21 protein-coding genes are annotated in these 24,551 nt (G+C 37.8%); 17 read left to right on the top strand and 4 right to left on the bottom strand.

All coding sequences use genetic code 11. From position 1 onward, the window contains the following. Positions 1-51: 51 nt before the first annotated feature. Positions 52-669, bottom strand: coding sequence for a LysE family translocator (locus AC1Q6O_RS09525; protein ID WP_025115411.1), 618 nt, complete (start codon positions 667-669; stop codon positions 52-54). 246 nt (positions 670-915) lie between these two features. Here AC1Q6O_RS09525 and fabZ point away from each other — a divergent pair, with 246 nt between their 5' ends. The 4 genes from fabZ (at position 916) to AC1Q6O_RS09545 (ending at position 3,211) form a co-directional block, all read left to right on the top strand. Then, positions 916-1,341, top strand: a complete 426-nt coding sequence (gene fabZ / locus AC1Q6O_RS09530) for a 3-hydroxyacyl-ACP dehydratase FabZ (protein ID WP_008174760.1) — start codon at positions 916-918, stop codon at positions 1,339-1,341. A gap of 127 nt (positions 1,342-1,468) precedes the next feature. Beyond that, positions 1,469-1,963: a hydroxymyristoyl-ACP dehydratase gene (locus tag AC1Q6O_RS09535; protein ID WP_342532912.1), complete on the top strand. Its 495-nt coding sequence runs from the start codon at positions 1,469-1,471 to the stop codon at positions 1,961-1,963. Continuing rightward, positions 1,947-2,387: a DinB family protein gene (locus tag AC1Q6O_RS09540; protein WP_253734794.1), complete on the top strand. Its 441-nt coding sequence runs from the start codon at positions 1,947-1,949 to the stop codon at positions 2,385-2,387. Before AC1Q6O_RS09535 ends, AC1Q6O_RS09540 begins: the two co-directional genes overlap by 17 nt. Positions 2,388-2,464: 77 nt before the next feature. Then, on the top strand, positions 2,465-3,211 hold the full coding sequence (locus AC1Q6O_RS09545; protein ID WP_342551095.1) for a polysaccharide deacetylase family protein: 747 nt from the start codon (positions 2,465-2,467) through the stop codon (positions 3,209-3,211). Positions 3,212-3,267: 56 nt separating this feature from the next. Here AC1Q6O_RS09545 and AC1Q6O_RS09550 read toward each other — a convergent pair whose 3' ends face one another. Next, positions 3,268-3,540: a translation initiation factor 2 gene (locus tag AC1Q6O_RS09550; protein ID WP_089984403.1), complete on the bottom strand. Its 273-nt coding sequence runs from the start codon at positions 3,538-3,540 to the stop codon at positions 3,268-3,270. A gap of 127 nt (positions 3,541-3,667) precedes the next feature. Between AC1Q6O_RS09550 and AC1Q6O_RS09555 the strand changes: the two genes are divergently transcribed. The 7 genes from AC1Q6O_RS09555 (at position 3,668) to AC1Q6O_RS09585 (ending at position 12,122) form a co-directional block, all read left to right on the top strand. Continuing rightward, positions 3,668-4,441, top strand: coding sequence for a GNAT family N-acetyltransferase (locus AC1Q6O_RS09555; RefSeq protein ID WP_239354529.1), 774 nt, complete (start codon positions 3,668-3,670; stop codon positions 4,439-4,441). 317 nt (positions 4,442-4,758) lie between these two features. After that, positions 4,759-6,273, top strand: coding sequence for a lmo1851 family serine protease (locus AC1Q6O_RS09560; RefSeq protein ID WP_008181642.1), 1,515 nt, complete (start codon positions 4,759-4,761; stop codon positions 6,271-6,273). 69 nt (positions 6,274-6,342) lie between these two features. Beyond that, positions 6,343-7,242 carry a CobW family GTP-binding protein gene (locus AC1Q6O_RS09565; protein WP_089984400.1) on the top strand — a complete coding sequence of 300 codons (900 nt, stop codon included), beginning with the start codon at positions 6,343-6,345 and terminating at the stop codon, positions 7,240-7,242. A gap of 447 nt (positions 7,243-7,689) precedes the next feature. Continuing rightward, entirely contained in the window at positions 7,690-8,376 is a 687-nt protein-coding gene (locus AC1Q6O_RS09570; RefSeq protein WP_008181638.1) for a CAP domain-containing protein, read from the top strand. Positions 8,377-8,597: 221 nt separating this feature from the next. Continuing rightward, complete coding sequence (locus tag AC1Q6O_RS09575) at positions 8,598-10,031, top strand: spore germination protein (protein ID WP_008181636.1); 1,434 nt, start codon at positions 8,598-8,600, stop codon at positions 10,029-10,031. Further along, positions 10,028-11,056, top strand: a complete 1,029-nt coding sequence (locus AC1Q6O_RS09580) for a GerAB/ArcD/ProY family transporter (protein WP_492401088.1) — start codon at positions 10,028-10,030, stop codon at positions 11,054-11,056. The genes AC1Q6O_RS09575 and AC1Q6O_RS09580 overlap by 4 nt, the downstream gene beginning before the upstream one ends. After that, positions 11,046-12,122, top strand: coding sequence for a Ger(x)C family spore germination protein (locus AC1Q6O_RS09585; RefSeq protein WP_089984392.1), 1,077 nt, complete (start codon positions 11,046-11,048; stop codon positions 12,120-12,122). The genes AC1Q6O_RS09580 and AC1Q6O_RS09585 overlap by 11 nt, the downstream gene beginning before the upstream one ends. Before the next feature lie 41 nt (positions 12,123-12,163). Here the strand turns inward: AC1Q6O_RS09585 and AC1Q6O_RS09590 are convergent, their stop codons facing one another. Beyond that, positions 12,164-13,513, bottom strand: a complete 1,350-nt coding sequence (locus AC1Q6O_RS09590) for an MATE family efflux transporter (RefSeq protein WP_089984390.1) — start codon at positions 13,511-13,513, stop codon at positions 12,164-12,166. 170 nt (positions 13,514-13,683) lie between these two features. Here AC1Q6O_RS09590 and murG point away from each other — a divergent pair, with 170 nt between their 5' ends. Next, positions 13,684-14,760 (top strand): undecaprenyldiphospho-muramoylpentapeptide beta-N-acetylglucosaminyltransferase, encoded by a 1,077-nt coding sequence (murG, locus tag AC1Q6O_RS09595; RefSeq protein WP_492401089.1) that lies wholly within the window; start codon positions 13,684-13,686, stop codon positions 14,758-14,760. Positions 14,761-14,830: 70 nt separating this feature from the next. On the opposite strand, the gene AC1Q6O_RS09600 is transcribed toward murG, so the two are convergent. Continuing rightward, a complete protein-coding gene (locus AC1Q6O_RS09600; protein WP_025115397.1) occupies positions 14,831-15,379 on the bottom strand; it encodes a GNAT family N-acetyltransferase in 549 nt (182 codons plus the stop codon). 540 nt (positions 15,380-15,919) lie between these two features. Here AC1Q6O_RS09600 and AC1Q6O_RS09605 point away from each other — a divergent pair. The 5 genes from AC1Q6O_RS09605 to odhB all read left to right on the top strand — a co-directional run bounded on the left by AC1Q6O_RS09605 (position 15,920) and on the right by odhB (position 24,523). Then, complete coding sequence (locus AC1Q6O_RS09605; protein ID WP_089984383.1) at positions 15,920-17,947, top strand: diguanylate cyclase domain-containing protein; 2,028 nt, start codon at positions 15,920-15,922, stop codon at positions 17,945-17,947. Positions 17,948-18,060: 113 nt separating this feature from the next. Further along, positions 18,061-18,738: a response regulator transcription factor gene (locus AC1Q6O_RS09610; RefSeq protein WP_043990791.1), complete on the top strand. Its 678-nt coding sequence runs from the start codon at positions 18,061-18,063 to the stop codon at positions 18,736-18,738. Next, positions 18,735-20,120, top strand: a complete 1,386-nt coding sequence (locus AC1Q6O_RS09615; protein WP_089984379.1) for a HAMP domain-containing sensor histidine kinase — start codon at positions 18,735-18,737, stop codon at positions 20,118-20,120. The genes AC1Q6O_RS09610 and AC1Q6O_RS09615 overlap by 4 nt, the downstream gene beginning before the upstream one ends. A gap of 232 nt (positions 20,121-20,352) precedes the next feature. Continuing rightward, complete coding sequence (locus tag AC1Q6O_RS09620) at positions 20,353-23,178, top strand: 2-oxoglutarate dehydrogenase E1 component (protein WP_036148259.1); 2,826 nt, start codon at positions 20,353-20,355, stop codon at positions 23,176-23,178. A 91-nt stretch (positions 23,179-23,269) separates the two neighbouring features. Next, positions 23,270-24,523, top strand: coding sequence for a 2-oxoglutarate dehydrogenase complex dihydrolipoyllysine-residue succinyltransferase (gene odhB, locus AC1Q6O_RS09625; RefSeq protein ID WP_492401090.1), 1,254 nt, complete (start codon positions 23,270-23,272; stop codon positions 24,521-24,523). The last annotated feature ends 28 nt before the right edge of the window (positions 24,524-24,551 follow it).

Here is a 24,551-nt window from a genome sequence, read left to right on the forward strand (position 1 = left end):
CAATTTTCCTCCAAAAAAAAGAAGAACTCCGATTTGGGTTCTTCTCGTCATTTATTTGCTTTGTGTTTGTAGGGCTAATCTGACACCTAGACCGATATAGACAAAGCCAACCGTTTTCTCAAGCCAACGGGAGCTTCCACTTGTTTTCGTAAACATTTTTTCTCCGATAAAGCTTGTTACAACAGCTAGTAAAATAGTATACAACGCACTCATGACAACAAATGTAATGCCAAGTGTCAGCAGTTGAACTGTAACAGATGTCTCATTATGCTGGATAAATTGAGGTAAAAAGGCAAGGAAAAATAATGCCGTCTTTGGATTTAATATTTCGGCTAAAAAGCCTTGGCGGAATGAAGTACTTGCTGGGCTTTGTTCCACAGTAGGCTGTTCAATTTTCTTCGGCTTTGTTACGAGCATTTGTATTCCTAAATATACAAGATAAGCTACACCTATATATTTCACTACTTCAAAGGCTGTGGCAGATTTCATTAAAATAGCAGATAGACCTAAAACAGCTGCCAGAGTATGGACTAAGTCGCCGAGACCGATACCTAAAGCTGTATAAATGCCATTCTTTTTACCACTTTTTAACGTTTGTGTAATGGTGATAATGACTGCAGGTCCTGGAATTAAAAATAATAAAAGAACTATTGCGATAAAAGATAACATGCTTACCATCCTATTCTAATAAACTAATCATTCTAGGGTGAATGCATGACATATTATATTCTAGCTACTATAGAGCTGTCGATAAAGAAATATTGAAAAAGGAATGAAAAAATATTCAGAAAATAATAAGCGGATAGTATATGCGACTTGAATGGATGATTCGCTTTATAGTTCAGGGTATTTTTTAGTACCAACTAATAGTATTTAATGATAGAATGAGATCATTAAAAAAATGGAGGTATCCGCATGTTAACTAGTCAACAAATACAAGAAATTTTACCACATCGTTATCCATTCCTTTTGGTGGATCGTATTGAAGAATTGGAGGAAGGAAAACGTGCAGTAGGTCTTAAAAATGTGACGATCAATGAGGAGTTTTTTAACGGTCATTTTCCCCAATATCCTGTGATGCCAGGTGTTCTGATAGTGGAAGCATTAGCGCAAGTTAGCGCGGTCATCATGCTAACGAAGGAAGGCAATGAGGGAAGACTGGGATTGCTAGCAGGCATAGATCAATGTCGTTTTAAAAAACAAGTGAAGCCTGGAGATCAATTACGTCTTGAAGTAGAAATTACACGTGTAAAAGGCTCAATCGGTAAAGGGAAGGGAATCGCGACGGTTGATGGAGAAATGGTTTGTGAAATGGAGCTTGTGTTCGCATTTGGCAATTAAGAAATTTGCTCAATAGACGGTGTTATAGCCTTTTTAGCGTAAAAATAGATAAAGACTTGCTTCAAGGCGTACTACACCCCTAATTTTCTTTCATATAATAGTAATCATTATGACCGAATGAGGGGGATTGAGGGTCGCTATAGTAGAATGTAATGAAAAGCGGTTACGGCCAGAGGAAGCATTAGATAATGATTTTTGTGATCGATTTGTACAAAAAATGCATAAACAAATTCTCCATAAGAAGCTTCACCAAGATATTTATCAGTCCTATTTTGTTATTTTTCAGCAACAATATACAACACAGGAGCTATGCTTTATCATTCGTATGTTAAGGCAGCAGGCGGAGGAAATTATGCGTTTAAAGCCCATTTTCATCACTTTAAGTGGGGTCATTTTGTCCGTGTTTACGTTGATTGCTGCTGCCGTGAATAGCCAATTGATGATGGGACATTCGCTTGTCCAAATTGTGGCCTTGGCGATATTGAGTTTGAATGTCACGATTCTCTTTATTTCCTATAAAATTGAAAAAGAACATAAACGAGTGCAGGCTGTGATAGCGTTAGTAGATTATTACGTGACCATTTATCAAACAGGAGATGATCATTATGCAGAACATCATTGAATCATTACGTTATTGGTTGCTGAAAATCCCCGAAATGTTTCACATTATGACTGAAACAGAAATGACAGAACGCACTGCTCCGAATAGATGGTCTAAAAAAGAATACTTAGGTCATTTATGCGATTCTGCTCTCATCAACCTTGAACGATTTATAAAGATTCAATACGACGTTTCACCATATGTAGTGTCTACATACGACCAAGTTCAATGGGTCGAGCTACAGGGTTATCAAAAATTACCTATAGAAGAAATCTTATTATTATGGACGAGCTTAAATAAAAAAATATTGGTGGTATTGGAAAACCTCTCAGAACAGGCATTATCTCGACCTTGTGATATGGGTCAACAGCAAAAGGTGACACTCAAATGGCTCGTTCAGGATTATCTCGATCACCTAGAGCATCATGTGAAAAAGCATTTATAATATTTATCGAAATGTAAGCATTTTTTTGCGAAATCCTCAAATAATAAAGTACGAAAAAATTTTGGGGACGTGAAGATTTGAAAAAATTATTACTGTTTTTACTGCCACTTTGTCTGATTACGGTGTCATTTTTCTATGTCAAAGCAAGTTCTTATGACAATAAAGGCAGAAAGTATTATGAAGAAGCTGGACAAATACTTTGGGAAATCCAAACAGAGGAGAAAATCATCGCACTCACATTTGATGATGGCCCACATCGCACATACACATCGGATGTTCTAGATGTTTTGGATAAATATCAAGCAAAAGCCACATTCTTCATTGTTGGACAAAATGCAGAAAAAAATCCTGAGCTTATTTCGAGAATGTACGATGAAGGGCATGAATTGGCCAACCATACGTATACCCATCCTTTAAAAACAAATGTAACGAATTTGATGAAGGAAATTGATCAAACGAATGAGACTCTTTATAGTATTACCGGTTTTAAACCCACTTTATTCCGTCCGGTGGAAGGGCAGTTCTCAGATGCGATGATAGATGCAATCGCAAAAGAGGGCTATAAAGTGGTGATGTGGTCATGGCATTTGGATACACTTGACTGGAAGAGCCCAGGCGTTAATCGAATTGTGAATACCGTCATAAAAGGAGTAAAGGCAGGTAATATTGTGTTGTTTCACGATGGTGGAGGGAATCGGGCACAGACAGTGAAAGCGCTAGAGCAAATTTTACCAGAGCTTGAAAAACAGGGCTATCGCTTTGTGACCGTTTCAGAATTGCTTGAAGTACAGATGGCTCACAAAAAAATGGAAAAAAAACAGTAGTGTTGAGAGCCTTCTTTCAACACTACTTTTTATTGCGATTTCTCTTTATGTAAAGGTTATTTCAGCATTTTTTTGATGTGCTTCAGCTCACCAATTAAATAATCAATTTGCTTCTGCATATTATCAATTTGAACGTTTGATTGGCTGTCACCATTATTATTTTGAGAAGAATCCTTATTCGCATTAACGAGTGCCTCTAGGGCAAGACCTGCTGCAATGGTCTGTAGGCCATCTCCTAGTGTTGAAATGGCTGTGCCAATATAAGATAACTTAGCTGCATATATTTCCAAGGAATCATTGTTTTGATCGGGCTTATTATTTCTCCCCATTATCCTTCCTCCTTTTGTTTGTCATTACTTGCATCATATGCGTGAGGAAGATAAAAGGAGAACGATTTAAATGATTCACAAGAAATGGTAAAATTAGCTGAACGACTAAATATTGGAGGAGCTGCCATTGACACATATAGAGATAGTTGAAATGGATGGACAATTGTTGGAGGGGATAGGGAGTTATTGTTTAAGAAGCAAGAAAATAGGTGAAGGCTATAAAAGCAAAAATAAATGGCTAAATCAACAATTTGAAAAGGGCTTACGTTATATACAGTTATTAGAAGAACAAAAACAAGTGGGCTTTATAGAGTATACTGACGCAGAATATTCCTCTAGGGTTGTGCATGCGGAAGGCTATATAATGATTCATTGTTTATGGGTAAGCGCTGTTGGAAAGGGGTACGGTACACAATTATTGCAAAAGTGCATAGATGATGCTAAACAACGGGGCAAAAAAGGAGTAGCGGTTCTTACTAATGACCATACTTCGTGGACCCCAAGCAAGGCTTTATTTTTACAGCACCAATTCCAACTAGTCGCCACTGCACCTTTTGATTTCGAATTATTGGTTTACCCATTTAGTGGAGATGTAGAGTTACCGTATTTTCCTGAAAATTGGCATGAACGTTTAGCAGGCTATCACAACTTGACGATTCTTCGATCTTTTCAATGTCCATATGTAGAAGTCGCAACGGAGAACATTTTAGCCGCTGCCAGTAAGCTAGATATTTCAGTAGACTTAGTCGAAATCCAAAGCCGTGAAGAGTTGATGGAAAAATCGCCGACACCCTATGGGATTTTCTCTGTCATCTATAAAGGACAGCTTATTTCCTTTCACCGATTAACGGTTCATTCTATTTATAAAAAGCTTCAAACCCTATTAGAAGAACCTGTGTAAAAAAAATTACCATGATTTGAAACTTTTTCAGTCACTGGCACGTTATATTTTTATAGTATTTCTATGATTCAATTGAATTTTTAGTTGACTGCTACTAGGAAATGAGTAAAATTAGAAGGCAGTACCATTATATACCTTAAGCTTCTATAGGGAATGATGGGTCCATAAGCATTTGGATGCGAGATGCTTGGAAGCAGGATCAGACAAGGTCTGTCATAAAATTTCGACAGTCTTTTTCTTTTCGTCTTCTGTATAACCTGTTAAGATGGTAGTAGTGTGACAACAAGTTAGTGTATATGAGAGTGGTGACAATCAAGATGGATGAACAGAAAAATGAAAGTACGGAACAGCAGCAAGAGTCAACACCTGCTGAAATTAAGCCAGCAGGACAATTTATACAATTAAAACCGTTTAAATTCATCATGCTAATGTTCTTTACAATTCTTATTACTGCCGGTTTAACGATTTTTGCGTTAACATTTGGTGATAAGAAAGTAGTAGAAGTGAAAGTTCCTGTAGAACGTGAGGAATTTACGAAATTATATGAAGCATTTGATTTACTGAAAAATAACTATTACAAAGATATTGAAGATGAAAAGGTTGTCGATGGTGCTATTAATGGCATGTTCGACGCATTAGGAGACCCGTACTCTGATTTTATGGTGAAGGAAGAAGCAGACCAATTTAACTCTGGTTTATCTTCAAGCTTCCAAGGAATTGGTGCAGAAATTCAAGAACGTAATGGTTATATTACAGTTGTGTCACCGATTAAAAATTCCCCTGCTGAGAAGGCAGGCTTATTACCAAAAGATATCATCTTAACAGTTGATGGGAAAAGCATTCAAGGTTTCAGTGCTACAGAAGCAGTAGCGTTAATTCGCGGCGAAAAGGGAACGCCTGTGAAATTATCAGTGAAACGTGGCGACAATACGGAGCCTATTCAAATGACAATTGTTCGTGATGAAATCCCAGTAGAAACTGTATATGGTGAAATGCTTGATGGCAATATTGCTCATATTCAAATTACATCGTTTAGTGAACAAACTGCCCAAGAGCTTGAAAAAATCCTCGTGGAGTACGAAGGCAAAGGCATGAAGGGGATTGTTTTAGATTTACGTCAAAATCCTGGTGGCTACTTAAAGGCTGCAGTGGATATTTCTAATCTGTTCGTTCCAGAAGGCAAGGCCATTGTACAGGTACAAGAAAAGGATACAGAACCAGAAGTCACAAATGCGATTGCTGGTAAAAAATATAACCTACCAATTACAGTTCTAGTTGATGGTGGTAGTGCTTCTGCCTCCGAGATTTTAGCTGGTGCTTTAAAAGAATCTGTTGGTGCAAAGGTTGTCGGTGAAACATCCTTCGGTAAAGGCACAGTTCAAAATGTGACTCCGTTAAAAGACGGCTCTAATCTGAAATTTACTACAGGTAAATGGTTAACGCCGAAAGGTAACTGGATTAATGAAAAAGGGATTACTCCTGATGTCAAGGTCGCTTACCCAACATATGCCTCATTACCATACTTGAATGCTTCTATAGAAATGAAGGCAGGTATGCAATCAGACTCTGTGAAGGCGGCAGAGGAGATGCTCCAAGTATTAGGGTACGAGCCTGGTGAAATAGATGGTCTTTTCGATGACAATACAGCGCATGCAGTAGAACAATTACAAGCTGCGAATAATCTTGAAGAGACAGGTGTTTTAACAGGAAACACAACGTATGCATTAATGGATGCTTTACGTGCAAAAATGAAAGCTGATGATCCTCAGTTGTTAAAAGCGAAAGAGCTTCTTTTAGGTACAGCTGATAAGACAGAGGAAACTACAAACTAACATTACAACTGTCGCAACAGTCGTCTTCACGGCATCTGCGACAGCTTTTTTTATAGGAGGAAGAAGAGAATGAAGGATGTATATCTATTTAGTGGCTTTTTAGGAAGTGGCAAAACATCGATGCTGACAGATGTGATTCGCCAACTAAAGGAGAAAAATTTAAAGCCCGCGGTTATTATGAATGAACTGGGCAAGCTACCATTTGACTCACAGGCCGTGGAAAAGGATATTCCGCTCAAAGAGATGCTAGAAGGCTGTATTTGCTGTTCTGGTGCTGAAAAAACAGAGGCACAAATTCAATCTCTTCTATTAGATAGTGATTTTGATGTATTAATTATTGAAACAACGGGTGCTGCCCATCCGGTCGAGGCTTTAGATGCGGTATATTCACCATTGTTTGCTGATAAGCTTAATGTCAAAGGCATTGTAACAGTGGCTGATTCAAAGCTATGGCTTCACCGTGATACGCTGACACCACAAGTACGTTCTCTATTTATGGAACAAATTCGCCATGCACACTTATTATTAGCAAATAAAACGGATCTTTTAACAGAGGCAGAGCAAGCGCAAGTAGTCTATGAGCTACAAAGCTTAAATCCCCATGCCTTTATTTTGCAAACGACGAATGGACGAGTACCACTGTCATTATTAGAGAATTTAAAGGCAACGACACAAATGGATAAAGCTGATATTGTGAAAGCGCCGATAGCCTCTATGCAACTTGGCTCGCGCTTAGTAGAATTTACGGATATGGAGTTTACCCAGGAGCAATTTGAAGAATGGGTACGTGCATTACCTGAAACAATTTATCGAATGAAAGGGTATGTGCCGATAGAAGGCATTAAAAATCCAATGCTGTTCCAATATGCATATGGCATGGTTCAATGGCTACCGGAATATATAAAAATGCCAGCGAAACTTGTTATTATTGGTGAAAACGTAGGAACTCTTCCTGTTATTGGCATTTAATAAAGAAAATGTAAACCTGTGGATTATTGCACAATTTAGACAATGTGTGGATTACGCAGGTTTTTTTATTTTTATGTAAAGAGAATGTAACGCGTCTGTAATATATTTGTAATATAAATAGTGAGAAGAGCCACTAGAACTAGTGATATCACAATTCTGGCGGCTTTCAATCAGGATCATTAGAGTAACTGAATCATTGAATAACGCATACATTTTGGATTCACTTTTATGGTGAATTTACGATAATATTTGCTAGATTTATAGGGGTGTCAACCCACTTTCAAACGTAAGTATTTCATAGATTGGTTAATCCTACTAAGAAATATAGCAAAAAAACCCCGATTTTTCGCGTATTTATTTCCGTATTGGCGTAGTTAGCAGATGCTGGTAAGAATTTAATGAAAATTATCCTTTACGATTAATGGCATAGAAGGAGGAATTGCAAACATGAAAAAAACACTAACTGCAATTTGTGCAACATTTCTTTTAGCAGCTCCAATTCAAATAGCTTCTGCTGCTACAAATACAACAGAGGGGAATTCAGTAAAGCAAACAACAAACTGTAAAGTTTATTATAAATGGTCTAACAATCATAAATGGAATATTCAATTCCCGCAGGCATCTACACCATCTAAAGAGACGCCTACAACAAATAATAACAATACGGCAACTACGCCAAACAATAATCAATCATCACAAAACGAAAAGCCAGCAACACCACCAACTAGCTCTACACCTTCAACAACAACTTCAGATGTGAATGCATTTGAACAAGAGGTAGTAAAATTAACAAACGCTGAACGTACAAAAGCTGGTTTATCTCCATTACAAACAGATGATAAATTAATGGCGGCAGCTCGTGAAAAATCACAAGATATGCAAAGTAATAACTATTTCTCACATACAAGTCCAACATTCGGTTCACCATTTGATCGTATGAAAGCTTTAGGAATCGCCTATAAAAGTGCAGGAGAAAACATTGCACAAGGTCAACGTTCTCCACAAGAAGTAGTACAAGCGTGGATGGACTCACCTGGTCACCGTGCTAACATTTTAAATGGTAAATTTACACATATTGGTGTAGGTTACGTGAAATCAGGTAATTACTGGACACAACAATTTATTACAAAATAAGATTCTTGTTTACGAAAATGTCTTATAAGTCTACTAGGCTTATAGGGCATTTTTTTATTGAATGAATGTAGAAGTGGGAAGTACAGGTAGAGCCAAAAATAAATATTAAAAAGATGCCTAGTTAAAATCCGTCTGGGCATCTTTTTATGGAGATGAATCCGTTATAAATTTGTTTGAAATAAGAGAAAAATGCTTATACTCTCCAGTAGAGGAGGCGTTTTATGGATAGAGTGGAATATATGATGAAAAGCCTGCAAAAAGCATTCTACCATTCCTCTGATTTGACAGTCAGACAGGTAGATTGGCATGAAGGCAATACAGCTATTTTATGCTTTTACGCTTCTCTTGTAGATGCTAAGGAAGTTCAAAAAGTTTTAGATACAATTTATGCACGTTTAGATACAGCAAAGCCTTTTTGGAGTGAAACATTAATTACGACATTAGAAAATTTTTCATTACCCCTTGCGATAGAGCGAGTTTGTCAGGGAGAAACCATCGTTATATTGCCTGATACAGGAAAAATGCTGGCGCTTACTATAGTGAATGAAGTTCGACGTAACCTCGAAGAACCGAGTAGCGAAAGTATTTTACGTGGCTCTCATGAAGGTCTAATTGAGCGTGTGGATACCAATTTAGCGTTAATACGTAGACGTATTAATAATCCTGCATTGGTCGTGAAATCATTTTCGATTGGCCAACAAACGAAATCAAAGGCGTATTATCTTTATATGGATGGGGTTATAAAGCCAGAGACATTACAAGAGATAGAGAAGCGGATTGCTGCTCTTCAAATTGATTATTTTTATAGCTCTGGTCAATTAAGTGATGCGCTAGAGGATTCTGTGTTATCTCCATTTCCGCAATTGTTAAATACCGAGCATCCAGATCGTGTAGTAGCCAATTTAGTGGAGGGTAAGGTTGTGGTCATGACGGATATTTCACCGACCGCATTTATTGCTCCTGTCACTTTTTTTTCATTCTATCAGACGCCAGATGATTATAATGGTCGAGTTGTAGTCGGTTCTTTTTATAAAATTGTTCGACTTCTGTCGTTTTTAACTGCCGTTTTTTTACCAGCCTTTTATATTGCCATTATAAGCTTTCATTTTGAAGTGCTACCATTGGAATTAAGTAATCAAGTGAAAAATGACGTAAATGATATTCCTTATCGACCGCTAATTGAAGCATTGATTCTAGAGATTATTATGGAATTGATTCGAGAGTCTAGCATTCGATTACCACAATCTGTAGGGCAGACAATTGGAATCGTAGGGGGATTAGTCATAGGGGATGCCATCGTCAGTGCGGGATTAGTTTCTAATTTAATGGTCATTGTTGTTGCATTAACGGCTATTTCCAGCTATGTTGTCCCGTCAGTCGAGTTAAATAGTACTATTCGCATGATCCGTTTTCCGTTTATGGTACTAGCCTCTTTGTTTGGTTTTTTAGGGATTGTCGTAGGAGTTGTCATTTTACTCATTCATTTAATTAATTTAACGTCTTTAAAACAGCCTTATTTTTCACCTATCATTCCTTTTCAACCGAAGGCAGTGCTTAAAATTTTTCTACGCTGGCCGTTTATTAAACCGACCGTGCAAGTTACATCGTTTCAACCACCAAAAGATGAGCAAACGAAAAACGAGGATACACCATGAATGTTTCCCTGACAAAGGCGCAGTTCTTTTTACTATTATTTATTTTTCAAACGGGTGTTGTCTACATCGCCTTTCAAACTCCTTTAATTATTTCCAGTAGAAATAGCTCATGGTTCATTTTTATTATAGCAAGTGTCATACATTATGGCCTACTCCTATTTTTTGAACGGTATTACTCGTATTTCTATTTAAATGGTTTCTTTCGTTGGGTGTATCAAATCTATTGGCTACTAGTGACCGTTGTCTTTATTGCCTATATGAGCTATGTTTTGGCATCGTGGGTGCTACCACAAACGCCCGAGTGGATTGTTGTTGTCATTATAGTAGCCCTTTCGTTATATGCCAACCTAAGTAGACCAGAAACGGTCATCAATATTGGTGTATTACTCATTCCCCTTATTTTTCTATTTGTGATTTTTCTAATGCTAACCATACCTGATTTAACGTGGAGTAATCTTTTTCCGATTGAATGGAATCATACAAAACAAATAGTAGCTGGCCTGATTCATAGTATCTATGCTTATTTTGGCATTGAAATGTACCTTATTTATCGCCCATTTTTACAAAAAGATTTACAAGTAAAGGGAAGACCCTTATTGACCTATCAACTAGTCATATTCGTCTTTTACTTTATCTCGGTACTTTTTACGCAAATGTTTTTCTCTTTAGATGAAATTAATCTCATACCAGAACCCATTATGTATATTTTAAAATCACAGGAAGTCACATTTGTGAAGCGACTTGATATTTTTTTCGTCTATATTTGGCTTTCCTGGTCGATTGTTACTATTATGGTTTATGGGCTATCTTTCAGAGTGCTTCATTTTATGAAACAAAAGAAGCATCCGAGAAGAAATATTATTGTGTATCATCTTTTCCTAGCCATTCTACCGCTTTTTGTCTTACATTTTCGAAGCATTGAGTTTATCAAAAATTCTTTACACTACGTATTCATCTTCTTTATTATTTTATTGCCTATAGTCATAATTGGTTGGAATAAATGGAGGGGAAAAAGTGTTTCGTAAAGGAATTGTGATGGTCCTGTCGATGTTACTGCTAGCTGGCTGCTGGGATGAAAGACTTTATAAAAACTCTTCCGTTGTGACGCTTGTTGGGATAGAAGGTTATGTTGGAACGTATAAAGGGTATTATGCTTATCCAACTTCAATGACTCAAGTAACGGAAATTATCGAGGCTGAAGGGTTATCACCTCGTGAAGTGCGGACAAATGCCAATTTAAAAGTGGAGCAAACACTTGATTTATCGGAGCTATCAACAATTCTGATTTCCGATCGTACGGCGAGGGAGTCCATCTTTGAACTATTGGATATATATTTTCGGGACCCTCAAAATCCTATATCTATCAAAATCGCGCTTACTGATGGTGATGTTAAACCGTTTGTAGATTTGACAAAAGATCTTGCCGGTAGCGCGGGGAGCTATTATCAGCGATTTATCGAAAGTTCAGAGGATAATACCTATTTTCCAAAGATCGATTTGCAAGTAGTGGGTTCTATGCTTTTGGATCAGACCATTGATATTGCTCTGCCTTATTTTCAACTTAGTGAAGATAAAAAGCATGCGGTGGCAGGGGGCTTAGCTATATTTTCGGGACGAAGCTTTACCGGCACTGTCTTAACACCATCCCAATCCTTAACGATGCTGCTATTAATGAATAAAAAAAGTAAAGCAGCACGAATGAGCTATCTGTGGCAAAATGATGGGAAGGTCAATCCAATTACAGTTGATGTGTTAAAGGTGAAGCGTAAATGGACTGTCAATGAGGAATTACGAACAATAGATATGAGTTATACCATTGATGTGGAGGTTGAAGAATTTCCGCACGATCATTTATATAAGGATGAAATTTTTCAAGACGTACAACAAATGATAGAGGAAAACATGCAAGCTGAGTTTGAGGAAGTCTTGCGGATTCTTCAAAATCAAAAGTCTGATACATTAGGGATTGGTCGTCATATTCGGGCGTATCATCCAAACATGTTTAAGGAAGATTGGCATACCGAATTCTCCTCTTTATTACTCAAACCGAAAGTGGAAGTAAAAATCATTAGAACAGGAGTTTTACGTTAAAAAAATCGCCTTTCCTAGAACAATGGAAAAGGCGATTTTTATTATGCAACAGTCACTCTTTTTTGAACAAGTAGCAAGCGAATCAATAGCGTAGCAGCGCCAGTAGTCAATCCTGCGACGAGTCCGATCCAATAGCCAAAAGGCCCTAAATCTGTATGGGTCGCAAGCAAATAACCAACTGGTAAACCAATTACCCAGTAAGAAATAATAGCCATAATAAATGTTATCATCACATCTTTATAGCCTCTTAAAGCTCCTTGCACAGGGGCTTGGATAGAATCAGATAGCTGAAAAATAGCGGCAAATACTAAAAATTGCACAGCATATTCAATTACGTTGCTATCTGTCGTATACATATGCGCAACAGGTTCACGCAAAATAAAGAGTATACAAGCAGAAATAAAGCTAAAGACAATGGCAGTACCAACACAAAGATAACTATACGTACGTGCATCCCTCATGCGACCGGCACCAATCTCAAAGCCTACTAATATCGTGACACCCATTGAAATACTTAGGGGTACCATATAAAGGAGGGAAGTGAAATTAATCGCAATCTGATGGGCTGCGATGATGGTTGTGCTAAAATTACTCATCATCATGGTGACGGCCGAAAAGATACTTGTTTCTGCGAAGAGTGAAATGCCTATCGGTACACCAATTAGCAAAATTTCCTTCCATTGTAGCCATGAAGGCTTGCGCCAATTGTGAAACATCCGGAAGCGTTCGAAAGGCACTCGTTTTGCGATAATCCAAGCTGTAATGAAGAAAATCAGCCAGTAAGTAATGGCTGTGGCTACGCCTGCTCCAATCCCACCAAGCTCAGGTGATCCGAATTTTCCGAAAATAAAGATGTAATTTAATACGATATTTATCGGTGTTGTCATTAAGGTAATGATCATTGTGACACGTGTTTGTCCTAGTGCATCAATGAAACAACGCATAACAAAAAATAAAAATAGTGGCAAAAGACCAGCGCACATCGCATAGATGTAGCCCTTTGCTATATTATGTACAGATGTTTCTAAGCTCATCTTGCTAAGTATCCAATCGATGCCAAAGAAAAGTCCAATGAAAATAATGACGGACAGTGTAATGGCTACATAAATGCCTTGCTGAACAGCCTTTTTAGCATCCATTTCCTTTTTTGCCCCTACAAGCTGGGAGACAATCGGTGTAATGGCTAGGAGAATGCCAGAAAGTCCAGTATAAATCGGCATCCAGATGGAGGAACCAATCGATACGCCTGCTAAATCCGCCGTCCCATAGCGACTTGACATTAACACATCAAAAAAAGAAACGAGGTAGATAGCTACTTGGGTTACTAAAATAGGGATGATCATTTTTAAAAGTAGTGCGTATTTTTCTTTCAAAGTGGATGTTTGATACATGTATGATACTTCCTTCATTAACATAATGAACAAGTATAGCATATGTAAAGAGAGAAAAGCTGAAAATTTATTGCTTCATCTATATCTTTTCGTCGGCATATAGTAAAATAGAACACTGTACACAAAAAGTAGTCTACCTACAATGTTTTTTAAGGAATAGGAGAATTCATGTGAAACAACAAACAATCATTTTAACCGGTGGTGGGACAGCTGGCCATGTATCGTTAAACCAAGCGATACTCCCGTCTTTACTTGAACTAGGTTATGATGTCCACTATATTGGCTCAGAACAAGGTATTGAAAAAGAATTAATTGGTGAGACGTTCCCTAATGTGCCGTTTTATGGCATTGCAAGTGGTAAATTGCGTCGTTACTTTTCGATGAAAAATTTTACAGATCCATTTAAGGTGCTTGCTGGAATGATGCAGGCTTTTCGTATTATCAAAAAAGTAAAGCCGCAAGTCGTATTTTCAAAAGGGGGCTTTGTTTCTGTCCCTGTTGTCATGGCAGCCAAGCTGGCGGGTGTTCCAGTCGTAATCCATGAATCAGATGTGACACCTGGGCTTGCCAATAAAATAGCTTTACCTTTTGCCTCTCATGTGTTTACCATTTTTGAAGAAACACTGAAGCATTTACCAAGTGACAAAGCAACTTGTACAGGTTCCATCATTCGTCCTGAGTTGTTGAAAGGGGAAAGAGCAAAAGGATTAGCATACTGTGGCTTTACAACATTAAAGCCTGTTTTACTTGTCATGGGTGGTAGCTTAGGCTCAGTTGTTCTGAATGATGCCCTTCGAAAAAATTTACCAGAGCTGTTAAAACAGTTTTACGTGATTCATTTATGTGGAAAAGGAAACTATGATGAGTCGTTAGAATCATTGTCCGGCTACAAACAATTTGAATATGTGACGACGGAGCTGCCTGATTTAATGCATGCAGCAGACTTCATTGTGTCTCGAGCGGGATCAAACTCTATTTTTGAGTTTTTAGCACTTCATAAACCAATGCTTTTGGTGCCTTTATCTGCCCAAAAAAGCCGTGGTGATCAAATATTAAATGCCAATTTATTTAAAAAGCAGGGCTATGCAGAAGTGTTACAGGAAGAAGCTTTAACAATGGAATCCTTTATGAAGTCTGTTTATACACTAACAGGGCGTAAAGAGGAAATGGTTGAAACGATGTCCAAAACTCAAAAACCAAAAACGCCTGACGAGATGGCGTCATTAATTTTGAACTATCAAAAATAAAAGTCATTAAAAAAGCTATGAGGGATATCGATGATGACAGCACCTCATAGCTTCTCTTATTTTAATAGGCTTACATTGCTTGTTCTTCGCCTTCTTGCATTTCATAAGCAGTTGTTAAGTAGAATAAATCTTTTGGAATTTTAAATAGATCAAATTGTGCCATACCACTATTTACTTGAGCTAACAAAGTTGGATGACTTTCATTAGCGCTCACTATATAGGGTAATTTTAACGCAGCACGCTGTGATTTTATATTTTCAACACGAATACGGAGGAATACCGTATGGAAATTATAATCAAAAAATAACTCATTCAAAAAAAGCATTTTTGCCTTTTGATTGTAGCCTTTTCCTTGGTAAGGGAGTCCAATCCACGTTCCTAAAAAACCTGCACCGTCCTCAACATCGTGTATACTAATGGTGCCGATTGGTTGACCCCAGTCATCAGTGATGGTCCTCGAGATAGCGAGTCCTCTCGCTTCCTCTTCGATCAGTTGCTTTGTCATAAACCAGTATTCATCAGCGGATGTGGCTTTCTGACGGACAAAAGGGAATACAGAAGGGTGTGATAATAGTTCATAAAGCTCTGTACATTCATGCAGGTCTCGATGTTTAAGCATACGAAACGCCTCCTTTACTAGGGTAGTTAAAACAATTCCGTTGAAGCATAAAGAAGAAAACTAAAATTCGTACTGGAATTAAAACCCAAAGAACTAGACGTTATAACTATGATATTCCATAATCTCCCGCTGTCTTACTGATTTCGACCATACCGAAAAAAGACTAGTTTTTTAAATATAATATAACATGCTAGCTGTTTCATGCAATCATTTTGCTCGTAAAAAACAAAATTTTTAGTTTAATAGTCAGTAAATTCTGATAAATGAATAGAAATATTCAATTTATTTTACATATTTAAAATTAAGTAAATCATATCACTTTTATCTATTATTAATCAATTGTATGAAACTTTAGTAGTATATTTTTATGTTTAAATAGCTAAATTATCAAAAATATCCTTAAAAGGATATAATTTATCTAATTCTAGAAAGGTAATTTTTTATTTTTATGTTATAATAATAGAATTAGTTTTTACGTATAATTAAGCATATACATAGTTTTTTATTATGATGGCAATGGCCTTTTCTGGAGGTGACAGTATGGAGTATCTTTTAAGCGAAGATTTTTTTAATGAATTATTTATTGGCAATGATTTTGTTTTTCTTATGAAAAAAGTAGAGGAAGATTTTCAATATATTCGCTTAAACTATGCAGCTCGAGAACTGTTATCGATCGATGTAATTGGAAAAATGCTTTCCGCAGTTACCTCAAATCGAAATTTTTCGATCATTCAGAAAAACTATCATCATGCAATTGCAGAACATATACAGGTTGACTATGTAGATTATGCATATGTGCAGTCGGAGGTTCGTAAATATGAAACAACTGTACGCCCATTGCACTATAACCAAGAAGACTATGTTTTAGCAATTACCAAGGAAATTCACTATGATCGTAGTATTGAAGATAAATTTTTGTTTATGCGGTCCATGTTCGACCATGCCTTTTTTTCGACCGTTGTATTATCAGCTGAAGGTATGATTTATGAAGTGAATTCAAGCTTTATGAAAGATTTTCAATTAGATAATGAAGCCGTCAAACAAAAAATGTTTATTGATTTACCGATTGTTCCAAAAGAAGAAGTGCAGCAAATTAAATTGTATTTACAACAAGCGGCTAGTGGAGAAAACGTGAATGAAAAGTTTGTGAAATTGCTTACGTTGGACCAGCAAGAACGCATGTATTTACTGTCACTATCGCCTGTCATGCAGGAGGACAATTCCTTTGCAATCTTTCTTATTATGCAGGATTTCACACAGTTCACCTTGCAAAAGGCCGAACTACGGTCGAAATCTCATGGCTTTGAAGTGTTTAAATCGGCATTAAATTCAGCTACGGCCATAGCTATTTTAGATAGTGCAGGCCATATTTCAGAAGTGAGTGAGATGTTTTTACAAGCTTCAGGTTACACGGAAGAGGAATTAATTGGGCAGTCTTATGCACTACTTAAGCCTCGGTACCAAACACAAAATTTTTTACAATTAATCAATGACAAACTTGCTAGTGGAGAGATCTGGCGGGGAGAGCTGTGCTATCGCACAAAATATCATGCTGATTATTGGGTGGAGGCAACCATTGTTCCATTAAAAAATGAATTTGGTCAGATTGAACAAATTTTAACCATTAACTATGATATTACAGACAAGAAAAGAATGTTCACAGAATTAAAAAATATTGAACGTACTTTCCGTCTCATTACGGAAAATACGAATGATTTAATTGTTATTACGAATGAGGATGGAATCATTATTTATACGTCACCATCCTATGAAATATATTTAGGCTATGAAAATGGGGAGCTACAAGGTCAGTTTTACAGTGCCATTATTGATACAGAAAGCCAGCATGAATGGCAAACATTTTTAAATAACTTTACTGGTCAAACAGATACCCAGTTCGAACTTTTGCTGAAGGCAAAGGACGGCACACCTATTTGGACAGAAGGGAATGTCACGGTGGTCCATGATCCTGATCGAGAAAAAGTTTCTCAAATTATGATGGTGTCCCGTGAAATTACCCATCGTAAAGAGAGGGAAAATGATTTGCTTTATCTTGCCTATCATGATTCTTTAACACAACTGCCCAATCGCCGTTATTTACAAAATGAGTTTCCGACAATATTGGCAGAGGCCGACGAAAACAATGCAAGTGTAGCGATGCTTTATTTGGATGGTGATGATTTTAAAGCTGTCAATGATCGCTTTGGCCATGATACAGGAGATGCGTTTATTCAGAGCTTTGGTCACGCTTTGAGCAAAACCGTTCGAAGTCATGATATCGTTATTCGAATTGGAGGCGACGAGTTTCTCGTCATCCTAACAGGTTTAACAAGGGAAATTGATAAAAGGCATAGTCAAATTATGCATATTATTCGTCGCATTCGTGATGAATTAGCAGCGGGCTGGATGATTGAGGATCATCAGTTCACACCAACTGCTTCAATAGGAATTTCCTACTATCCAGATCATGCCCAAACATTGGATGAATTAATGGATTTGGCTGATCAAGCTTTATATAAATCAAAAGAAGCTGGGAAAAATAATCTCTTTATTTCGGAAGCTCATTAAAAAAGTCTGTCCACAAGTTATTCCTTGTGAGACAGACTTTTTATTTGATGTTATGCTATAACAGTATAGGGATAAAAATCCTGCATCGTTATTTCGGAATAGAAGGTGATTATGTGCCTAAGAAAATATTAGTAGTGGAAGATGAAAAGCATATTGCACGTTTTGTTGAGCTAGAGCTACAGCATGAAGGCTATGACGTGACGGTTGCCTTTGAAGGGCGTGAGGGGCTATCTTTAGCAACAATTGAAGCATTTGATGTGCTATTACTTGACGTGATGCTACCGGGCATCAATGGTATTGAAATTTGTCGGCGAGTTAGGACGCAATCTCAAGTACCTATTATTTTAATAACGGCAAGAGACGCTGTTATGGATCGTGTAGCTGGCCTAGATGCTGGAGCAGATGACTACATCGTCAAGCCATTTGCGATCGAAGAACTATTAGCAAGAATTCGAACGATTTTACGTCGTGCAACAACACAAGAGCCAGCAAATAGTGAATTTTTGAGTTTACGTGATATTGAGATAGATATCGCAGCCTATGAAGTTTTCGTGCAAGGGAATAAACTTGACCTCACAAAGACAGAATATGATTTACTGAAACTATTAATCGAACACAAAAATAGAGTTTGTACACGCGAGCATATTCTAACATCTGTATGGGGCTACGATACAGATATAGAGACCAATGTGGTAGATGTGTATATACGTCATTTACGGACGAAGCTCCCAGGTGATACGAATGCCTATATTGAAACGGTTCGAGGGGTTGGGTATGTGATGCGGGAATGAACAAGTTACTGATGTATCTCCGTCGTCAATCTTTACAGAAAAAATGGATGCTCACATCGAGTAGTGTGATTTTTTTAAGCTATACGATTATTTGCGTGGTTGTTTATATTTCTCTCCATACATGGCTTTTAAATGATGAGGAAAGCAAGGTTGAACGGACTAGCAGGGATATTATTTCATTTTTACAATCACAGGGACCGGATATTACGATTCAACAAATTCAACAAAATACTGGTTTGCTCAAATCGATTGTCGATCGAGATGAAACTGTTAGAATGTTTAATGCGGACGGCGTGGATATTTTGCGTATCAATAATACTTCAGCTGCTGCACCTCTTAACTCCATGCAGGAGATTTTTGAGACGACCATTGATAAGCAGGATGTACTGGTCATGAATGAACCAATACGACTAGGCTTTTTTCAAGGGTATGTCCAAGTTGTCCATCCGCTCAACGGTTTTCAATCGCTTATGCATTATTTATTAACAGCTATGCTCATCGCAGGTCTTGGGGCATTGGTGTTATCAGGCTCTATTGGGTATTATCTAGCCAATTATTTAATGAAGCCATTGCGTGAATTACGTGCTTCCATGAAAATGGTGATGGATCAAGGCTTTAATGAGCCTATACAGCTAACCTACACATCACACGATGAGATTGGTGATTTGTTGAAAATGTACAATACCATGATGAATGAGCTGCAAATTTCTTTTACACAGCAGCAACAATTTGTGGCTGATGCTTCTCATGAGCTTCGTACGCCAATCCAAGCTATCGAAGGTCATCTTTCTCTGCTAAAAAGATGGGGCAAAAATGATCCAGCTATTTTAGAGGAGTCAATCGATACTTCCTTAACAGAAATCGCTCGCATGCGTAAAATGATTGAGGAGTTATTAGAGCTTGCAAGACGTGAGGAAAAAGATGAGATGAGTGAGGCAAATGCACAATCTGTGATTGAGGCTGTTATCGATGAAATGAGGCTTGTACACCCAAAAGCGCGAATTTTGCTGTCGAAAAATGATGAAATGGGTCCTTTATTTATAACTGAAAATGCACTAAGTCAAATCATTCGTAATATAATAGAAAATGCAATTCGTTATTGTGAAAAAATTCCTAAGATACAAATTTCTATTTCAGTTGCTGGAAATTATGCATGTTTAGAAATTGCTGATAATGGTATAGGAATAGCAAAAGACAATATTCCTTTTATCTTTGATCGTTTTTATCGAGTGGATGAGGCAAGAAACCGTCAAATTGGTGGAACTGGCTTAGGATTAAGTATTTCGAAGATGTTGCTTGAAAAATATAATGCGACGGTAGAAGTCAAGAGTGAGGTTAATATTGGAACCGTTTTCTCATTAAAGATCCCGCTAAAATATTAAGAAAAATGCACGCTTTATTTCATTATTCTATCCTTTGCGAAAAAAATTGCTTAATTTGCTAAAAAGAGTTGTATTTTTTGTGAAGAGTAGTAAGATTGAGATGGAAAAAACGTTCTTTAAAATATGGAAAAGTAGTGTAAAACATTCTTTTAAAGAACGGCTAAATATTATATAATTAATTGCAATTTAATTAATGGAACTGCCGAAAGGCAAAATTTGGAGGTCATTTTTCATGTCGAACAACGTTACAACTGTAAGTTCTCCATGGTCAGCTTTCTCTGGTCCTAACTTAGGATATGTGATGGAGCAATACGACTTATTCTTACAGTCTCCTGAAGAAGTAGAACCGGAGTTAGTTTCTTTATTCCAACAATTTGGTGCACCAGTAGTAGTAGAAGGTGAAGTAGCTGTAGCTAGTCATACAGCAGCGGCTCCTGCTGGCGATTACAAAAAAGTGTTAGCCGCTGTGAAATTAGCCGATGCAATCCGTTCACGCGGTCATTTAGCAGCAGATATTTATCCTCTGAAAAACCGTGAACTACAAACAGCTCAAATTGAAGAAAGCGCGTTCAACTTAAGCGCTGCAGATTTAGCTGAAATTCCTGCAGCAATCTTCTTCAAAGATGTGCCAGCAAACGTGAAAAATGGTAAGGATGCAATTGACTATTTAAAAGCTATTTATACAAATAAAGTAGCGTTTGAATATGAACATGTAGTAGCTACAGAAGAACGTAATTGGATTCAAGCACAAATTGAATCTGGCTCTTTCCAACAAGCACTTTCTTCTGATGAAAAGAAAGCCTTATTAGATCGTTTAACGCGTGTTGAAAATTTCGAGAAATTTATCCATAAAACATTTGTAGGACAAAAGCGTTTCTCTGGTGAGGGCTTAGATACGCAAATTGTACTATTTGATGAAATCATTAAAACTGCAGAAGCGCTAAGTGTTGAAAAAGTACGTATTGGTATGGCACACCGTGGTCGCTTAAATGTTTTAACACATATTTTAAATAAACCTTATGACATGATGTTCTCTGACTTTGCACATGTATCAAATGATTTATTTATGCCAGAAAATGGTCGCCTTGAAATTACAAAAGGGTGGACAGGTGATGTGAAATACCATATGGGTGCTTCTTATAACCGTGATTCAGGTATGAATGTAAAGCTTGCATACAACCCATCACACTTAGAAGTAGGCAATCCAGTAGTTCTAGGTGCTACACGTGCAACGCAAGATGACACTTCAAAACCAGGTCAAGCGATTCATGATCGCACAAAAGGCTTAGGAATTCTTGTGCATGGTGATGCAGCATTCCCAGGTCAAGGTATCGTAACTGAAGTATTAAACTTCGCTAAAACTGAAGGATTTACAACAGGTGGTACTATTCACATTATCGCGAACAATATGATCGGTTTCACGACTGAACAATATGATTCTCGTTCTTCTGTTTACTCTTCTGACCCAGCAAAAGGGTATGAAGTACCAGTAGTACATGTGAATGCAGATAGCCCAGAAGCAGTGGCACAAGTTGGTCGCTTTGCAGCTAACTACCGCCAAAAATTCGGTAAAGATATTGTCGTTGATTTAGTTGGTTACCGCCGTCATGGTCATAACGAAACTGATGATCCAACGGTTACAAACCCAGAAACTTATAAATTAGTATCTAAACACGAAACTGTACGTTCATTATATGGTGCAGCACTTGTAACAGAAGGTCTTGTATCAACTGAAGATGTAGCTGCATTAGATACAGCTATTTATGCAGAAATGCAAGCGGCTTATGATCATGTAAAAGAAATGGCTTCAAAAGATGAGCATCATCAATTAGAAATGCCAGAAGAATTAAAAATTGAATTCCCACAAATTGATACAGCAGTTGGAGCAGAACGTTTAGGTAAAATTAACGAAGAGCTTCTAGTGTTTGAAGAAAACTTCGAGCCACAGAAAAAGCTTGGCAAAATTTTAGAAAAACGTCGTGATGCATTTGCATCTGCGAAAATCGACTGGGGTCATGCGGAAACTTTAGCTTATGCAACTATTATCCAAGATGGCACACCAGTACGTTTCACAGGTCAAGACGCACAACGTGGTACTTTCTCACAACGTCACTTAGTGCTTCACGATAAAAACAATGGTAATGTCTTTACACCACTTCATCATATTTCTGGTGCAAGTGCATCCTTTTCAGTGCACAACTCACCACTGACTGAAGCAGGGGTAGTTGGCTTTGAATATGGTTATAACTTAGAAAACGGCCATGTATTAACAGTTTGGGAAGCACAATTTGGTGACTTCGCGAATATGGCACAGGTAATGTTTGATAACTTCATTTCAGGGGCACGCTCTAAATGGGGTCAAAAATCTGGCATGGTGATTCTATTACCACATGGTTATGAAGGCCAAGGTCCAGAGCACTCTTCAAGCCGTATGGAACGTTATTTACAAATGTCAGCAGAAAATAACTGGTTTGTAGCAAACTGTTCAAATGCAGGTAACTACTACCACTTATTGCGCCGTCAAGCAGCGTTATTAGGTACTGAAGGTGTACGTCCACTTGTGGTTGTATCACCAAAATCATTATTGCGTCACCCATTAGCAGCAGCTAATGCTGAGCAATTAGCAGATGGTTCATTCCAAGAAGTGATTGAACAACCTGGCTTAGGTACAAAAACAGAAGCTGTAGAGCGTATCGTATTAGGTACTGGTAAAGTGATGATCGATTTAGCAGATCGCGTGAAAGATGGAGAAGGTTTCGATCACGTACACATTGTTCGTGTAGAACAACTTTACCCATTCCCAAAAGAGCAAGTTGCTGGTATTATTGCTAAGTATCCTAATGCAAAAGAAATCGTATGGGTACAAGAAGAACCTAAAAACCAAGGCTCATGGAATTATGCACTAGAAACATTATATGAACTTGCAGAAGGTAAAAAGCTTCGCTATGTAGGTCGTCCTGCAATGAGCTCAACTTCTGAAGGGGATGCAGATTCTCATAAAGCAGCTCAATCATCACTTATTGAAGAAGCAGTTGCTGAGCCAGTAAAGGTTAAATAATAACATATAAATATTGATAGCTGGGCTACTTGCCCATAAGCAGTAGCCCTTTTATGTGCGTCATGCACGTTAATCAAAGGAGGAAATGAAAGTGGCTGAAATTAAAGTCCCTGAATTAGCAGAATCGATTACAGAAGGTAGTATCGCACAGTGGGTAAAAAAAGTGGGCGATCGCGTTGAAAAAGGTGAATTCATCGTTGAACTTGAAACAGATAAAGTAAACGCTGAAATCATTTCTGAAGAAGCAGGTGTATTAACACAAATTTTAGCTGAAGAAGGCGATACTGTACTAGTTGGTCAAGTTATTGCTATCGTAGAAGCAGGCGAAGGCGCAGCAGCTGCACCAGCAACGGCGGCTCCAGCTGAAGCAGCTCCAGCTCCAGCAGCGCCACAAGCGGCTCCTACAGCACCAGTTGCAGCAGCTCCTGTAGTAGAAGAAACTTCTGGTGAGCGTGTTATCGCATCTCCAGCGGCACGTCGACTTGCACGTGAAAAAGGCATCGACCTTGCAGCGGTATCTCCAGTAGATCCACAAGGCCGTGTTCGTGTACAAGATGTGTCAGCACATGGTACAGCACCAGCACCAGCACCAGCACCAGTAGCAACTACAGGTGGCCCAGTTGTATTCACACCAGCTGCTAATTCTGACCGTGTAACAATTGAAAAAATGAGCCGTCGTCGTCAAACAATTGCAAAACGTTTATTAGAAGTTAAACAATCAACAGCAATGTTAACAACATTCAACGAAATTGACATGACAAACATCATGGCACTTCGTAAACGTAAACAAGAAGAGTTTGTTAAAGCAAACGACATCAAACTTGGTTTCATGTCATTCTTCACAAAAGCTGTTGTTGCAGCACTGAAAAAATACCCATACGTAAACGCTCAAATCGTTGGCGATGAATTACATTTAAATAACTTCTTTGATATCGGTATTGCAGTATCAACTGAAGAAGGTTTAGTAGTACCAGTTGTACGCGATGCAAACAGCAAAAACTTCGCAGAAATCGAAAAAGATATCGCTAGCTTAGCGACTAAAGCTCGTGAGAAAAAACTAGGCTTAAATGACATGGCTGGTGGATCATTCACAATCACAAACGGTGGTGTATTCGGTTCATTAATGTCAACACCAATTATGAACGGTACTCAAGCTGGTATTTTAGGTATGCACTCAATTGTTAACCGTCCAGTTGCAGTAAATGGTGAAGTTCAAATCCGTCCAATGATGTACGTAGCACTTTCTTATGATCACCGTATCATCGATGGAAAAGATTCTGTAGGATTCTTAAAAACAGTTAAAGAATTAATCGAAAATCCTGAAGATTTATTATTAAATTCATAAATCCTTTAAACCCTGTAAACTTTGTTTT

It is taken from the genome of Lysinibacillus sp. GW823-FHT06C08 (assembly GCF_058795135.1).

What these genes read in the sequence shown, in the direction of transcription:
- fabZ (WP_008174760.1), top strand. Translation starts at nt 916, where the DNA reads ATGTTAACTAGTCAACAAATACAAGAAATTTTACCACATCGTTATCCA.
- AC1Q6O_RS09550 (WP_089984403.1), bottom strand. Translation starts at nt 3,540, where the DNA reads ATGGGGAGAAATAATAAGCCCGATCAAAACAATGATTCCTTGGAAATA.
- AC1Q6O_RS09525 (WP_025115411.1), bottom strand. Translation starts at nt 669, where the DNA reads ATGTTATCTTTTATCGCAATAGTTCTTTTATTATTTTTAATTCCAGGA.
- AC1Q6O_RS09580 (WP_492401088.1), top strand. Translation starts at nt 10,028, where the DNA reads ATGAATGTTTCCCTGACAAAGGCGCAGTTCTTTTTACTATTATTTATT.
- AC1Q6O_RS09540 (WP_253734794.1), top strand. Translation starts at nt 1,947, where the DNA reads ATGCAGAACATCATTGAATCATTACGTTATTGGTTGCTGAAAATCCCC.
- AC1Q6O_RS09590 (WP_089984390.1), bottom strand. Translation starts at nt 13,513, where the DNA reads ATGTATCAAACATCCACTTTGAAAGAAAAATACGCACTACTTTTAAAA.
- AC1Q6O_RS09620 (WP_036148259.1), top strand. Translation starts at nt 20,353, where the DNA reads ATGTCGAACAACGTTACAACTGTAAGTTCTCCATGGTCAGCTTTCTCT.
- AC1Q6O_RS09605 (WP_089984383.1), top strand. Translation starts at nt 15,920, where the DNA reads ATGGAGTATCTTTTAAGCGAAGATTTTTTTAATGAATTATTTATTGGC.
- AC1Q6O_RS09560 (WP_008181642.1), top strand. Translation starts at nt 4,759, where the DNA reads ATGGATGAACAGAAAAATGAAAGTACGGAACAGCAGCAAGAGTCAACA.
- AC1Q6O_RS09615 (WP_089984379.1), top strand. Translation starts at nt 18,735, where the DNA reads ATGAACAAGTTACTGATGTATCTCCGTCGTCAATCTTTACAGAAAAAA.
- AC1Q6O_RS09570 (WP_008181638.1), top strand. Translation starts at nt 7,690, where the DNA reads ATGAAAAAAACACTAACTGCAATTTGTGCAACATTTCTTTTAGCAGCT.
- AC1Q6O_RS09600 (WP_025115397.1), bottom strand. Translation starts at nt 15,379, where the DNA reads ATGCTTAAACATCGAGACCTGCATGAATGTACAGAGCTTTATGAACTA.
- AC1Q6O_RS09565 (WP_089984400.1), top strand. Translation starts at nt 6,343, where the DNA reads ATGAAGGATGTATATCTATTTAGTGGCTTTTTAGGAAGTGGCAAAACA.
- AC1Q6O_RS09575 (WP_008181636.1), top strand. Translation starts at nt 8,598, where the DNA reads ATGGATAGAGTGGAATATATGATGAAAAGCCTGCAAAAAGCATTCTAC.